Source organism: Lentibacillus daqui (assembly GCF_027186265.1).
In the GTDB taxonomy this organism is placed as follows: domain Bacteria; phylum Bacillota; class Bacilli; order Bacillales; family Amphibacillaceae; genus Lentibacillus_C; species Lentibacillus_C daqui.
Genome location: NZ_CP114176.1, coordinates 2,679,403 through 2,693,756, shown reverse-complemented (window position 1 = coordinate 2,693,756; position 14,354 = coordinate 2,679,403). Strand labels below are relative to the sequence as shown.

General features: G+C 40.0%; 17 protein-coding genes and 1 CRISPR repeat array (1 of these 18 running past the window's edge). Of the genes, 13 read left to right on the top strand and 4 right to left on the bottom strand.

Annotated features, from left to right (window positions below):
* Nucleotides 1–80 precede the first annotated feature (80 nt).
* On the top strand, nucleotides 81–677 hold the full coding sequence (locus tag O2S85_RS13630; protein WP_269409853.1) for a Dph6-related ATP pyrophosphatase: 597 nt from the start codon (nucleotides 81–83) through the stop codon (nucleotides 675–677).
* Nucleotides 678–879: 202 nt separating this feature from the next.
* Here the strand turns inward: O2S85_RS13630 and O2S85_RS13625 are convergent, their stop codons facing one another.
* Nucleotides 880–1,359, bottom strand: coding sequence for a PaaI family thioesterase (locus O2S85_RS13625; protein WP_269409852.1), 480 nt, complete (start codon nucleotides 1,357–1,359; stop codon nucleotides 880–882).
* Between the two features lie 128 nt (nucleotides 1,360–1,487).
* Here O2S85_RS13625 and O2S85_RS13620 point away from each other — a divergent pair, with 128 nt between their 5' ends.
* Nucleotides 1,488–1,847: a CotD family spore coat protein gene (locus O2S85_RS13620; protein WP_269409851.1), complete on the top strand. Its 360-nt coding sequence runs from the start codon at nucleotides 1,488–1,490 to the stop codon at nucleotides 1,845–1,847.
* A gap of 224 nt (nucleotides 1,848–2,071) precedes the next feature.
* A complete protein-coding gene (locus tag O2S85_RS13615) occupies nucleotides 2,072–2,623 on the top strand; it encodes an SLOG family protein (protein ID WP_269412588.1) in 552 nt (183 codons plus the stop codon).
* 127 nt (nucleotides 2,624–2,750) lie between these two features.
* On the opposite strand, the gene O2S85_RS13610 is transcribed toward O2S85_RS13615, so the two are convergent.
* On the bottom strand, nucleotides 2,751–2,906 hold the full coding sequence (locus O2S85_RS13610; protein WP_269409850.1) for a hypothetical protein: 156 nt from the start codon (nucleotides 2,904–2,906) through the stop codon (nucleotides 2,751–2,753).
* An 837-nt stretch (nucleotides 2,907–3,743) separates the two neighbouring features.
* Between O2S85_RS13610 and O2S85_RS13605 the strand changes: the two genes are divergently transcribed.
* The 10 genes from O2S85_RS13605 (at nucleotide 3,744) to aroD (ending at nucleotide 11,058) form a co-directional block, all read left to right on the top strand.
* Entirely contained in the window at nucleotides 3,744–4,361 is a 618-nt protein-coding gene (locus O2S85_RS13605) for a DUF47 domain-containing protein (protein WP_269409849.1), read from the top strand.
* Between the two features lie 13 nt (nucleotides 4,362–4,374).
* The gene (locus O2S85_RS13600) at nucleotides 4,375–5,373 is read left to right on the top strand and encodes an inorganic phosphate transporter (protein ID WP_269409848.1); all 999 of its coding nucleotides are present in this window, start codon (nucleotides 4,375–4,377) and stop codon (nucleotides 5,371–5,373) included.
* 327 nt (nucleotides 5,374–5,700) lie between these two features.
* On the top strand, nucleotides 5,701–5,853 hold the full coding sequence (locus O2S85_RS13595) for a small acid-soluble spore protein P (protein WP_269409847.1): 153 nt from the start codon (nucleotides 5,701–5,703) through the stop codon (nucleotides 5,851–5,853).
* 256 nt (nucleotides 5,854–6,109) lie between these two features.
* A complete protein-coding gene (locus O2S85_RS13590; protein WP_269409846.1) occupies nucleotides 6,110–7,075 on the top strand; it encodes a nuclease-related domain-containing protein in 966 nt (321 codons plus the stop codon).
* Between the two features lie 424 nt (nucleotides 7,076–7,499).
* Nucleotides 7,500–7,628, top strand: coding sequence for a hypothetical protein (locus O2S85_RS13585; RefSeq protein ID WP_269409845.1), 129 nt, complete (start codon nucleotides 7,500–7,502; stop codon nucleotides 7,626–7,628).
* Nucleotides 7,629–7,631: 3 nt separating this feature from the next.
* A complete protein-coding gene (locus O2S85_RS13580) occupies nucleotides 7,632–8,369 on the top strand; it encodes an ABC-2 transporter permease (RefSeq protein ID WP_269409844.1) in 738 nt (245 codons plus the stop codon).
* Nucleotides 8,370–8,440: 71 nt separating this feature from the next.
* The gene (locus tag O2S85_RS13575; RefSeq protein ID WP_269409843.1) at nucleotides 8,441–9,205 is read left to right on the top strand and encodes an ABC-2 transporter permease; all 765 of its coding nucleotides are present in this window, start codon (nucleotides 8,441–8,443) and stop codon (nucleotides 9,203–9,205) included.
* Nucleotides 9,202–9,912: an ABC-2 transporter permease gene (locus O2S85_RS13570; RefSeq protein ID WP_269409842.1), complete on the top strand. Its 711-nt coding sequence runs from the start codon at nucleotides 9,202–9,204 to the stop codon at nucleotides 9,910–9,912. The genes O2S85_RS13575 and O2S85_RS13570 overlap by 4 nt, the downstream gene beginning before the upstream one ends.
* 35 nt (nucleotides 9,913–9,947) lie before the next feature.
* Nucleotides 9,948–10,145: a hypothetical protein gene (locus tag O2S85_RS13565; RefSeq protein ID WP_269409841.1), complete on the top strand. Its 198-nt coding sequence runs from the start codon at nucleotides 9,948–9,950 to the stop codon at nucleotides 10,143–10,145.
* Between the two features lie 160 nt (nucleotides 10,146–10,305).
* The gene (gene aroD / locus O2S85_RS13560; RefSeq protein ID WP_269409840.1) at nucleotides 10,306–11,058 is read left to right on the top strand and encodes a type I 3-dehydroquinate dehydratase; all 753 of its coding nucleotides are present in this window, start codon (nucleotides 10,306–10,308) and stop codon (nucleotides 11,056–11,058) included.
* Nucleotides 11,059–11,267: 209 nt separating this feature from the next.
* Here the strand turns inward: aroD and O2S85_RS13555 are convergent, their stop codons facing one another.
* Complete coding sequence (locus tag O2S85_RS13555) at nucleotides 11,268–12,497, bottom strand: IS4 family transposase (RefSeq protein WP_269409839.1); 1,230 nt, start codon at nucleotides 12,495–12,497, stop codon at nucleotides 11,268–11,270.
* Nucleotides 12,498–12,660: 163 nt separating this feature from the next.
* Nucleotides 12,661–13,191, bottom strand: a complete 531-nt coding sequence (locus O2S85_RS13550; RefSeq protein ID WP_269409838.1) for a shikimate kinase — start codon at nucleotides 13,189–13,191, stop codon at nucleotides 12,661–12,663.
* A gap of 318 nt (nucleotides 13,192–13,509) precedes the next feature.
* Nucleotides 13,510–14,354: a CRISPR direct-repeat array (repeat unit 32 nt; unit sequence ATTTCAATCCACGCACCCATAAAGGATGCGAC) (it continues 313 nt past the right edge of the window).

The window sequence follows — 14,354 nt, the reverse complement described above, 5'->3', positions numbered from 1 at the left end:
TTCCTTCTTTTTGTTTGCAATCGACTATTGAACTGAAATGGATGCTATAATGAACATAGTAACTAGATTGAAAGGAGAATATGATGAAAATAGCATTATCTTTTAGTGGTGGGAAAGATAGTTGCCTTGCAGTATATCGTCTGCAACAACAGGGCTATGAGGTTTCTTGTTTGATTACAACAGTTTGGCGAGAATCGAACGAAACTGTAGCCCATGGTGAAAAGCTGGAACATATCGAAAAACAAGCGGCAAGTATTGGTATACCAGTTCATTTTATTGAAACAGATTTTAAAACGTATACGGCTAATTTCACTGAAACTTTAAAAACTTTAAAAGCGCAGGATCAGATGAAAGGCATAGCGTTTGGCGATATTTATTTGGAAGGACATCGCGAATGGGGAGAACAAGTGGCAAAGCAAGCCGGACTGGAAGCAATCTATCCACTGTGGACGGATCAACAACATGTACAGGATTTATTAAAACAATTTGTTGCGTTAGGTTTTCAGGCAAGGGTGATTAAAGTAGATCCGGACAAGCTGCCAGAAAGCTGGGTGGGGCGGCTTGTGGATGAATCATTTATTAATGACATCCGTATGAAAAATGTTTGTCCCATGGGCGAATCCGGTGAATACCATACAGCTGTGTTCGATGGTCCGATTTTCAAGGGACAGTTATAAAGGAATATACAAGTCTGTGACAGAAGATAAATAGGGTTGAGTTCAGCTACGAACCACTGTATGAAGTGTCATTTTTACGACTTTTTGAGCATTCTCTACAAATGACTGTTTATAAGATTGGGCTATACGTGAGATGAAAATTGGCGAGGGGGGATAAATGCATACCCCCCTCACTACGTAATGAACATGCGCTTTTTAGCAATTACTTTTTAGTGAATGTGCTCGGCATAACAACTGCTGTAACTTCCCCTTTAACAACAACCTCACCATTGGCAAATACGTCGGTATGTACCTTCCATTTTTTAGGATGAACTTCCTCGACCGTCCCTACTGCTTTTAATGGAACCCCATGTGGAGTAGGCTGCAAGAAATCAACATGTAATGATCCTGTCACAAATCGTGGTGGTTCCGCGCCATCACCGGGTTCATGACCATTTTTGCGATGTAATGCCAGGGCAGCTGATCCTGTGCTATGACAGTCGATTAAGGAAGCGAGTAGTCCCCCATAAACAAAACCTGGTAATGCCGTATGCTCTGGTTCCGGGGTGTATACGGTTATTGTTTTTTCCCCGTCCCAGCCCGTACGAAAGTGGTGCCCGGCCTCATTCATTCGTCCACAACCATAACACCATGCAAAGTCTTCTGGATAATCATCTTGTACTGCTTTTGTTACCGTTTCCATAAGTGTTTTCCCCCTTTTTAGAAAAGTATAGCACAAATATAAACAAAGAAATAGGTTGTTGCCTTATACAATCCGCCGATCCTTTTCATAGTTTATTAGTGAACCTATCACAGGAAAGGGGCTTTTATATGAGACATTTTGGAAACAATTGTGGGTGCCCGCCGAGACGGGTGGTTCATCCAACAAAATGTAACCGAATTGACTGCTGTACAGAAAACGTTATTGAGCATATTCATCCTTCTCATACAACGGTAGTGAATCATCATCTGGAAAGGCACAGACATGTATTTCCACATTCGACTTCACATGAGAACACGATGAATTGCGTAGATGAATTTGGCGGAGCATTTCAAACGCCTCCACAGGGACAATGTTGTGGCCCGGGTGGCATGGGGCCAGGTATGGGTAAAGGTAATAATGGCTACGGCGGTAACCACCATCCACATCACCACCATCACCATCATCATAAAGGGATGCATCACTGGTAAGAACCGCATCATTGGTGTTAATCTAATGGGACGGGGGAGAAGTTCTTCCCTCTGTCCCTTTAAAAAGTGGGAATCGCTGATAAAAATCGTGGAATCGCCGTAAAATGGGACGAAATCGCCGTATAATGTACACAAACCGCCGTATAATGGCCGAAAGTCGCCGATAATTTGCACATAATCGCTGAAAAAATGGATACAGCAATACCCGGAAAGGAATTAGCATGGTGAAAGTTTTGACAGTTACTGGATATAAACCAATGGAATTGAATATTTTTAAGGTCGATGATCATCGGATTACATACATAAAAGCAGCCATTCGTAAACGGTTGATTGTGTTCATTGAAGAAGGCTTGGAGTGGGTAATTGTTTCCGGACAGATGGGCGTTGAATTATGGGCGGCAGAAGTTGTGCAGGAGTTACAAGCAGAATATGCGATCAAACTCGCGGTTATCCCGCCATTTGAAAATCAGGAACAACGCTGGCCGGAATCCATTCAACAAGCTTATCAGGAAATCACGTTGCAGGCTGATTTTCATAAACCACTTTATGTTGGCAATTACAAAGGATCGTATCAGTTCACAGCAAAAAACAAATGGTTGATTTCCAAAAGCGACGGATGTCTCGTGTTGATGGATGTAGAATATCCGGGCTCTGTCCATTACTTTTATCGGGAGGCGAAGGAAGTGGATCATTACCCCGTTTATCTGATTACTCCGGCCGATTTAGATGATGTTGTTGAAGAAATCCGCATGGCTGATCCTGATTACTGGCTATAGTTGGGATAAAGAGATATGCAGAGGGGCGGGGCATTAGTTATGCGAAACACCGGATATTAACCTGGAGACAGGAATATCGACTGTGACTAGCCAGTATCAACCAATAGGCTGGGAATATCAACCACCATTAACCAGGTATCGACCGGCTTCTTGCCGATATCAACCGAATTAACTGGATATCGGCCACTAGATCTGGAATATCGGTACTGATTAACAAAATATCAACCACCATTAGCCTAGTATCAACTTTAAAGCGAACGTATCGCTCAAGCTGGTAAAACATTAACCTTAAAATAAATATCAACCTGAAAAAGTTATCCGTAAAAAGTAATCGGGCTGCTCATTTTTTACTGTCTGTGCTTGCCTCCGCGCCTCAGCCTTCATGTTACACAATTTTTTCTTCCCACTTTTGACTGGTTTCTATGATGCGATTACAATTGAAATCAAAAAGTTAGATCAAAGGGGAGAAACGTGGGGGATTCATTGATTACGATTAAATTAACGGATTTGACCAAGGCTTATGGTAAACAGGCAGGAGGATTACTCAGGAAAAATACTGGAAGAGGCTTGTATGAATAAGCAATCGAGCGGCTGCATCATCATTTGTCTGATTGATGCAGCCTTTTTGTAAGAAATGTGGTGTGTTGTGCCGATCTATAATATATCAGTGGTTTTGAGGATTATATCAGCGGTTTTGAGCACTTTATCAGCGATTTAAGGCATTATATCAGCGACACTCATTTTCTGGAGGGTCATGCATCTCTGTTTGTCGGGTTCGCCATTCCAAGCAGCATGTATAAAAAAGGTTTATTTAGCAAATTGTATAAACCACCTTTCTCGTTAGGGAATACACTCTTTTCAGTCTATTTTAGAAAGAAATCGCGGTTATCGGTTAATATTATAGGATGGACGATGAAATATGGGGGAAGGGGTATAAAAATTACCAAAAAGATTGTAGGAACTTCTTTAGTTGAAGAACACTAATGTGTATAATGGTATACGGGAGCGGAAATCGACAAAATCGGACAATTCGTTTCCCTTTTCGTGCGTCTGCGGTTGAAAAAATTATATACGAAGCAATGATTGCCCAGTCCTTTCGTTTAATGGAGGTTATACAAACATGTTCAAGAAAAAGCCAGATAAATTTTCGCTTTATCTCGTTGATTTTGCCAAACAGCTACACGAGGCAGCCGACTATTTTGTTCATTTTAAGGTAACAGATACCAAGACATTGAAGGAGTTTGCCAACACGATCAAGCAGCGGGAATCCGTGTTGGATGATAAAGTGCACTCCATTATCAAGGAGTTAAACCAGGCATTTATTACACCAATTGAGCGGGAGGATATTCTGCAATTGTCGATGAATTTGGATGATATCATGGACGGAATGGAAGATTTCTCTGCGACGATGGATATTTATCAAATTCTTTCAGCTGATCAGTATATGGATCAATTTACGAATTACATATTGGAGTGTTCCAAGGAAATATTAACATCGATGGAATTGATTGCAAATTATCAGTTAAAAAATGTTGAAGAGCACGCCATCATCATTAAAGACATTGAAAGTAAATGCGACGATATCTATCGTGAATCCCTCAGAAACCTGTTTCAAAAGGAAAAAGACCCGATTAAGGTTATCCAATACAAAGAATTATATGAGATACTGGAAGAAATTGCCGATTATTGTCAAAATGTCGCAAGCACTCTGCAAAGTATCATCATGAAAAACGCGTAATGAGGGATTGAATATGAATTTACTTGCCATAACAATCGTATTAATTGTCATCTTTGCTCTTTTGTTTGATTTTATCAATGGGTTTCATGATACAGCCAATGCCATTGCTACATCCGTATCCACGAAAGCATTAACACCCAGACGGGCCATTATACTCGCAGCCATCATGAACTTTGCGGGGGCTTTGACGTTTACTGGTGTAGCGCAGACCATCACAAGTGGAATTACCGATCCATTTCAATTGCACAATGGCATGACCGTTATATTAGCTGCATTAATTGCTGCGATCATTTGGAATTTGGTAACTTGGTATGCCGGTATCCCCAGTAGTTCCTCACACGCAATTATCGGCTCTATTACGGGGGCGGTTATTGTATCTGCCGGGTTTAGAGCGATTCATTATCACGGATTTATTTCAATTCTGGAAGGGTTGTTTTTTTCACCGGTAATCGCGTTTGTAGTAGGGTTTATATTTTATGGAATTATAAAAGTTATCTTTAAAAATAGTAACCTTGCGAAAACGAATAAACGATTTCGTCTGGTTCAAGTCTTAACCGCCGCGGTGCAGTCGTTTGCGCATGGAACGAATGATGCACAAAAATCGATGGGGATTATTACAATGGCTCTGATTGTTGGCGGGATGCACAAAACAATGGACATTCCGTTTTGGGTACAGGCTTCCTGCGCGACCGCGATGGCTTTAGGTACTTCCATAGGCGGTTGGCGGATTATTAAAACGGTCGGCGGTAAAATTATGAAAATCCGTCCAGTGAATGGCGTTGCTGCTGACTTGACCGGTGCAGCTGTTATTTTTGGCGCTACATTGATCCATCTACCCGTTAGTACAACACACGTTATTTCATCTGGTATCCTCGGTGTAGGTGCCTCCCACCGGGTAAAGGGAGTAAACTGGGGAGTTGCCAAACGGATGGTTGTTACATGGGTCATTACCTTACCAATTACAGCGGCACTTGGTGGCATTATCTTTTATATTTTGGAGATGTTTATGTGAAAAATCGCCCAAAAGCCTGACGATAGGCTGCTGGGCGATTTTATTTCCGGACAATTTCTGCGGACAGTATAATACCCGGCTTGGAATGGCTTGATCACTTTCCAATTTTTGTCTGTTGGTGAACGCCAGCAAATTGATCGTAAATTTTAGTGACTCCATGATGAACTGTAGCGTATTGGCTGTAAACTACAGCGAATTGAGTACAAACTGCAGCGATTTCACATCGATCTCCAGCGGATTTTTGCCTAACTACAGCGAAAACTGATTTGAATAGAATCGTGCGTTTTTCCAAAAGCTATGCTTAAGGATGAAAAGGAGGAGATTGGGATGGGCGGAAAACGAATGGGACCGAAACAACAGGAAGCCCCAAACTTGCCAAAAAGTCCAAAACAGCCATATGGTGAACCACTGGATGGATCCCATAAGGTGAAAAACCGCAATCATTCGCGGCAAAAGAACGATGCCAGTCATGATATGTAAAGTGGACGATGAAGCTATTCCGCTCCGGTGGGATGGCTTTTTTTATCGCGATTTATTTTTGCTGGAGTTCGACAAGATTTCGCTGAACTTCGACAAAAAATCGCCGGAGTTCGACATAGAAAGGCCGAACTAGCTAACAATTCCGCTGAAATTCACAATTTGGACACAATTTTAGTGCGACCTTCCAAGTTTAAGCAGGAATTTGCTCATTAAAAAGAGAATATTAAAGATAACAAAATAGAAAGGATGTCCTCTTTTGAATGTTAATCCGCTAAAAGTCCCCATTTTACTTCTACAAACAGAAGCATTATCAAAACGGCTGCCACCACAACATCGCCTGCACAGTATTGTCCAGCAACAAGCCAAAATGTTAAGAACGGGTCATAAAGGTGAAGAAGCACTTGAATTCCCACTTTCCTTTCTCCCTGATAATCAATACCATATTTTCCACAACCTGCGAATCTATGATGGATTGGGTTATTTTCAAATAGACAAGCTCCTCCTGACAAAAAAATTTATGCTTATCTTAGAAGTAAAGAATATATACGGTACATTGGCATATGACAATATGGGGCAATTCATTAGAATCGTTGAAGAAAAAGAGGAGGGCTTCTCCAACCCCGTGGCACAGGTTCAATTGCAATCGATTCGGTTGCGTCGTTGGCTGAAACAATTTCATTTCCCACCGATTCCCATTGATACACTTGTTGTGCACACGGATCCCAGATCAATTATAAAAAATGTTCATAATCAGGATATCATAACAAAAAAAGTTGTTCATAAGGAAAATCTTTTATCCAAGGTAGAAGAGGTTTCAAATGTATATAAGATACTATGCTTGACCGATATCCAAATGCATGAACTATCGACTTTGCTTAGTTCTTCCCACCACCCATATAAGGTTGATATTTTAAACAAATATGACATAACCAAGGATGTTTTGTTAACCGGCGTAATATGTCCGGCATGTGCGGCTATTCCAATGCATCGGATCCATGGAAAATGGCAATGCCTCAAGTGCAATTGCGTTAAAAAAGATACCCATATTCAAGCATTAAAAGAATATCAGTTGTTGATTGGCGATAGGATAACCAACAAACAGGCAAGAGAGTTTTTACAGTTGGATTCAGCATACGTAACGAAAAGATTGTTGAACCAAACATGTGTTAAACAAATTGGATCGACGAGTGGGCGTAGATATGAACTGGGTTTTTTTTCATAGTGTTTGTAGGTCATATTTGCTATCAAGTTGGGCGGTTATTCGGTTTTTATCGAAGTTCGACAAGATTTCGCTGAACTTCGACAAAAAATCGCCGGAGTTCGACATAAAAAAGCCGAACTAGCCGACAATTCTATCGAAGTTTACAATCGAGGTTGGTTCTCTATCCCGGTTGGATTAATTTCGTTGTATCTTATTCCCTAGTCGGTTGTGGTACTTAGTTGGAAGGCATTAGCCCATGGAAAATAGGAAGAATATATATTGATCGAGCAGGGTGAAGCTGTTTTTTGGGGAGCGGAAAGAATGGGACAAGAGCTGGCCAGAATAAGGATTAACCGCCATTATCCGTTATCGGCGGATTGTAATCTATGACGACCATGCGGATAAGCTGGCGAAACATCCCTATCTGTTTCAAGTTCAACCCGCAATGGGTAGTTACGTTGGGTATACCGATAATTTTGCTGAATTTCAAAAACGCAATTCCGGTAAATGGGATGCGGAACGGTTGAAACTGGAGGAATTATTTGTATTGTTAACGGGGCATAAGGAGGAATGACCAATGCGGATGCTGGTTCAACGTGAACTGGAAGCGATGAGGATTTCACCAGATCGTAAAGAACACCTGGTCACGATTGGTTTTGCAATGCTTATGGCTGTTTTATTTCTCTGGCTGTTAGGTCCAACCTTCTTCGATATTCTTGCCCCTAATGCGATTACTTCCATCATCCTGTTTGGAGGTATCGGTTTTGTTGGTATGGGGATGAATGCTTCGCTGCAGGAAGACAGTCACAAACGGCAAATGGCTTTTTTACAAACACTTCCAATTACGAAAAGCAGGATTGTTCATGCTAAATTCCTCAGTATTCTGATCGCCTGTGGAAAAGCTTTTCTGTGGATGGCGGTGCTTGTTTCCTTAAATTTAATTGTGAACAGTAATTGGACGTTAATAGCATCCGTGTCCGTTTTATTCGCCGTTTCGATTATGTTGTTGCTGTTGGCAGAAAATCTGCTTCGATATTATATTTTGGGATATCGTAAATGGAGTAATGGGATATATGTGGTGTCGGTTGTAGTTTGGGCTGTTCTTTTTCTCTATGGATTTCACTTTTTACTGGAATTAAAGGAACAACCGCTATGGATTCTTGTCTTGTTCATTTTTTCATTGGTTGTGTATGGCTTCTGCTGGCGGATATCGATACAGCGCATCCAAAAGCGGGGGTTTCCGCATGAAGTGGAGCAGCCTGGTTTAGTTAAACTAGAACAGAAGGCTGAGGAATTGAAAAACAGACAGATGTAAATGGCTATTGCAAGCTATGTCTATGAAAGGATAAATGTACAAAGACTTTATTTTCGAGAGGAGGAACAGGTATGCGGGCGGGAACAATTTGGGACTTAATCAAAGATGATTGGTATGGGCATAGGTGGATGATTCTTAGCTGTTTGTTCATTCCGTTGCTGTTGGAAATGTTGATGATGTGGCAAGGTGCATTCATCTATGGCTGGTTTCAGGATATTTTGGATGTTGATAAAATGACAGTAACCGTTGTATTTGGTTTGTTATGTGTATTTATTCCTTATACTTTACTGTGGATTTACGCCGTTAGCCGGTTATCCAGTGAAGCAGATGCAGGATTTTACAGATTTGCCCGAATGCTGCCCGTTAAAGCAGAAGAAGTGGTTACCGCCAGAGTTATTTCCAGTTTTGTTTTAAGTGTTGGCGGTTTGTTATGGTTTGCTTTGTTGTTGGGAGTATTCACGCCGGGATTAGGCCAACCAATTGAGCCTGGACTATGGACGGTTCTCTATTTAAATGCCTTCTTTTTTCCGGTTTCTCTTGCCGTCTATCACGGTCTGTTTTTTCGTTCCGGGACAAAGGGGACAACAGGAAGTGTGGTTTTCTTGTTTTTCTTGTTGATTATGTGGGGAAGACGGGGAGGCTTAGCCAAACGAGGGGTACAAACTTTTGACTCTATGTTGCATGATTATCCTATGATCACAGTAGGAATCGGAGCGGTAATACTTATCGTCATTTGGTTGTTATGCTGGTGTTGGGCGATGACGGCTTACCGGAAGTATTTGGAGGGAACGTTAAGATCAGCCAAAAAGCGGCGAACAAGGAGGGCGACCGAATGAAGGCATTGATTGGCAGAGAAATAGAAAATATGGGCTTTTCATGGCGGGAAGCATCACGGTTTTATAGTCTGATTGGAATCGGTGGTGTCCTTGTCATGTGGGTTCTGGGGCCGCGCGTATTGGGAGTGGTTAGTACAGAGTCGTCGTATGTATTAATAGCCGTAATGGGACTTGTGTTGGCATTTGGTCGCTTGATAGTAGGGTTGGAACGTGATGAAGCAAACAGGCAGCTGACCTTCTTGCAAACATTGCCCGTTCCAAAAACGAATATCATACATGCAAAATTCATGAGTCTCCTGTTATTGAGTGCTCTCACGATTGTTTGGATTGCTATTTTATTTTCTCTCAATATGTTTGTAAATGGTGGAAAGGTAGAATACTGGATGACAGATGTCCTTTTTGTTTCGATGTTTATTTTTGTAACGGCAATGAGTTTATTGTGGTATTACTTTTGGGGGAATCACCGACTTAACACGGTATTTTATGTGTTAGTTGGACTATGGGGGGCCATTTTTGTCTTTGTAGGATTTATATTAAGATTATTTGCAGGAGTTTCGTTTATACAAGTGATGGGTTTAGCACTTGGGGTATCAGTGCTAATTTATTTAATTTGCTGGCGGGTGGTAGTGCGGCGAGTGTATAGGAAAGGCATCCCAAGAGAGGATACACAAGCAGAGGATCTGGCTGAGTTTGTTGCAAATAAATGATAATAATGATAAATAACACATTTGGAGGTGGTCAAATGGCAGATCAAGGTAAATCAACACAAGGAATTCCGGTGCTCATCGGTGTTATTGCCGCTTTATTGAGCGGTCAAATTCTCAAGGATTATCAAATTGGTTACTTCCCAAGGGTCCTCATAACGCTTATCATAGCAGCGGTCTTTTGGTATGTGTTACGTCTTGTTAGTAATCGCAATACGGATAAGGGAAAGGAATAGTGGAACAGGGGGCGGGAATAAGGTGAATTTTTGTTTTCAAATGCATTTTTTCATACTCCCACAGCCGTTTTTCAACAAATTTCGTCAGCATAAACTGTTCCACCTTTTAAGAAATATGGTATGATACGTTTATCTATTATATATGGGGAGAGAGAAGAAAATGAATTTATTCGGGGATAAAAAGATACCCTACATATGCACACCATTAATTGGACGGAATAAGAATGAAATCAATGATGAACTGAAAGCGATTATCCCTCAAAGTCCTGATCTTATCGAGTGGCGGGCAGACTTTTTTGAAGGAATCTATGATACGGACAAGGTTTTGATGATTGTTGACATGATTTCTACTGCTAGCAATATTCCGGTTCTTTTTACGATTAGATCGGAAAAGGAAGGAGGAGAAAAAATATCTTTATCAGAGGAAGAAAAGGTTGCGTTATTAGGTAAAGTTTGTGAAAGTACACCGGTTGATGTGATAGATTTTGAGGTATCTAATGACCCTTTACATATTAAACAATTAAGAAAATTATCAAGAGATAACAATAAACAGTTGATTCTATCCTATCATAACTTTAAAAATACCCCCACAAATGAGGAAATGATGAAGCATGTGCGTCTTGAAGAGTCCTTTGGAGCGGATGTTGCCAAACTAGCGGTTATGCCAAAAACTAAAAATGATGTATTACGGCTATTAGATTGGACAAAACAAGCGGATGAATCATTAAATATACCGGTAGTTAGTATGTCGATGGGAAAGATCGGAAGTTTAAGTCGAATCATGGGCTGGGCTTATGGATCAATCATTACTTTTGGTGTAGGGAAGCGGAGCTCGGCGCCCGGACAGGTGCCGGTCAATAAATTAAGAGAACTGATTAATTCAATGCAGGAAGTTGTAGGAGATTGGGAGTGATGATTGTATTCATGAATTGTCGCTCCCAATGTATTCTACAGAATATCACTAGCGTTGCATTAAAACCATTTCTGAAAGTCAATCATCTTGATTAGCTACCCGACTTAATCGGGTGAATATTCTGTCATATATTCCTTCTATAAAATTAAAAAAGAACAACGAGGGTTTAAAGGTAGCCCTTCATCCATTTTTTGAATTTTATATACTATTTAAATGAGTGGATCATAAACCAAGTTATCTAAATGAAAAATCTCTCCTAATTCATATTGTGCTAGGGTTTCTTCAAAGATTCGTTCGTGTTCTTGCCGCCGTCGTCCTCTAGATGTGCCTTCAGGTGGTTTAAACACTTCGGAAATAAAATTCGTCATTGATTTATCCCAGCAATCACGAATCCAGTGAAGCATCTCTAGTAGTGTGCCTTTATAGCTTATTCTGTTCTTCATAAGCAGTGTTAAACAGTACGTGATCATCGCTAGATAGAGCTGATTGTATACGGCATTTTCACTTTTTCCATACAACTTTTTGATTACAAGGTGTTGCTTTACCCATTTGAAAAATAATTCAATTTGCCAACGATTTCGGTAAAGGTCGCTTATTTCCTGTGCACTCACCTTTGCATCATTACACACGATTCTAATTTGATTCCCTTCACTATCTCGGGTCTCTACTAATTGCAGTTCATGCTTCATGTTTCCAATCTTTATAATCGCATGTCGAGTGATTGGAGAAGTATCGTCAACCGGCATTTCCTCGATGACATGCACAACAGTATTTGATTTAATTCGTGTCACAAAACGAATACCAGCTTTCGAGTAGGCTTCAAACTTTTCAAAGTTGAAATAGCCACGGTCGAACACATGCAGCACATTTTTATCCGCTACAATCAATGCGTCCAGCTGTGTTTCATCCGCAGGTCTTGCCGGAGTAAGATTTACTTTATTTGGGTAAGAAATGCCATCGCAAAAGGAAATGGAAGTATGCATCTTCACTCCAGATTTTGTTTCTCGAAAATCTGCCCATTCATATTGACTGAGGCACATGGATATGGTTGATGAATCAATCAAATGAAGCTTATCAAGTTCTTTACTTACCATTCTTGGTCCAAGTATATGGTGCAACTTCTGAATTAAATGATGTAGAATCACTTCAAAAATTTCATGTGGGATACTTCTGTTTTTTCGAGAAAGCTGTGACTTACTAATATTTTCAATACCTACTAGCCTTTGAACTGTTTTCTTGCGTTTAATCGTATTGCTTATTCGTTTTAAACTATCTAAGTTTTTCAGTTGTGCATAGATAAAAGCATTGGTAAACGTTAGTAGATCAAGCTTTTTAACATACTTATCAAGTTCTGTGTGATCGACCATTTTTTGGATTACTTTTGAATCTAATGGATGAATGTATTCCTTGAATACAGTTTTTATGGTATGATTGTCCATGAGTTCTCCTTATAATTTGGGATTTGGACAGGACTACCATTCCCTTATTATAAGGTTTTTTTATAGACTTTTGTAGTGAAAACTCCCGTTATTCCTAATGTTCCAACTAAATATTTTTCTTGACATTTGTAGAAAAACTTTATGCAACGCTAGTGACAGAATATTAAAGCCTTAACATGTTTATAATATGTTCTGCTACTTCCTCTTCATTGTTGCTATCCGTCAATAATGTTGAATGACTTTTTGAATACACATTCCTACGTTTGTAAAACAAAGCTTCAATTTCTTCAATTTTTTTGTTTTGTAAAATAGGACGGGTATCTACTAACATCTCCATCCGTTTTTTCCATAGCTCCCAGGAAATGTCAAGGTGGACAACGATGCAGTTCTCCAGACAGGCACCTCTTATTTTTTCCTGCATAAATGCTCCGCCACCTAATGAGATAATTTTACATCTTTGTTTTGCGTGACGAATGACAGTTTCTATTTCCTTCTGCCGAAATGCTTTTTCACCAATCGTTTTAAAAATTTCCGTAGCAGCCATTTGGTACTCCTTTTCTATTTCATCATCGATATCAACGAAAGGACGTTTAAGTTTGTTAGCAAGAAGTTGGCCAACAGTAGTTTTCCCCACGCCCATGAAACCAGTTAGTACAATGCTCTTTTCATTTCTTGGTATGTTATCGTTGGTCATAATTGGCATCCTTTGTAATTTTGGTAGTATAGTTGATTATAATGCAACCGTATAAATATGATCAAGTATGATTTTAAGGAGCGTTAAAAATATATACAGCAACATTACTCGATATATTTGCGATACTGAGTAATAATAATAGGCATATACTAATGAAACTAGCAGCCAAACAAATAAAGGATATTAATAATGGAACAATACACCAATATCGTCTTAAAGAAGAACTAGATAAAATAGATGATGAAATAGAAAAAGAGTCGAATAATTTCGATGTAAACACGTAAAACTATTCCTACTCCATTTGGTTATAAGATTAAAATTCTAATCCACGCACCCATAAAGGTTGCGACATACAACATCCAACTCTCTATTAAAATTCCAATTTGATTTCAATCCACGCACCCATAAAGGATGCGACGGATTGTTCATCGTTTGTACTTTCACTTTCAGATATTTCAATCCACGCACCCATAAAGGATGCGACTGTCATCACCCCCTTAGAAAACCAGTTCATCCAGATTTCAATCCACGCACCCATAAAGGATGTGACTTTATATGAAAATATATCCATCTATAAGTATATTATTTCAATCCACGCACCCATAAAGGATGTGACACCCTGTGCAAGAAATATATGTTCAAAAGGGCGTATTTCAATCCACGCACCCATAAAGGATGTGACATGGTTGCGCCAAAATGGTTATCTCATAAGGCAAATTTCAATCCACGCACCCATAAAGGATGTGACGTGGTGACACCATGTATGTCACTGACTTTAAATACGATTTCAATCCACGCACCCATAAAGGATGTGACACGAAAGCAAGCCAATGCGATAGAAAAGATCAAGATTTCAATCCACGCACCCATAAAGGATGTGACTTCGACTCCATATCCGTAGTGTAACGCCTCTATATTTCAATCCACGCACCCATAAAGGATGTGACTAATCGCCCATTTAAAAACGCGCAGGGCGAACAGATTTCAATCCACGCACCCATAAAGGATGTGACTGCAATGCTTTCCCACGCTTTGTATCCTTGATTCTATTTCAATCCACGCACCCATAAAGGATGTGACCGTATATGATTTTGGTTCATCCTTCGGTGTTAACATTTCAATCCACGCACCCATAAAGGATGTGACGCATACGTGTGGCTACT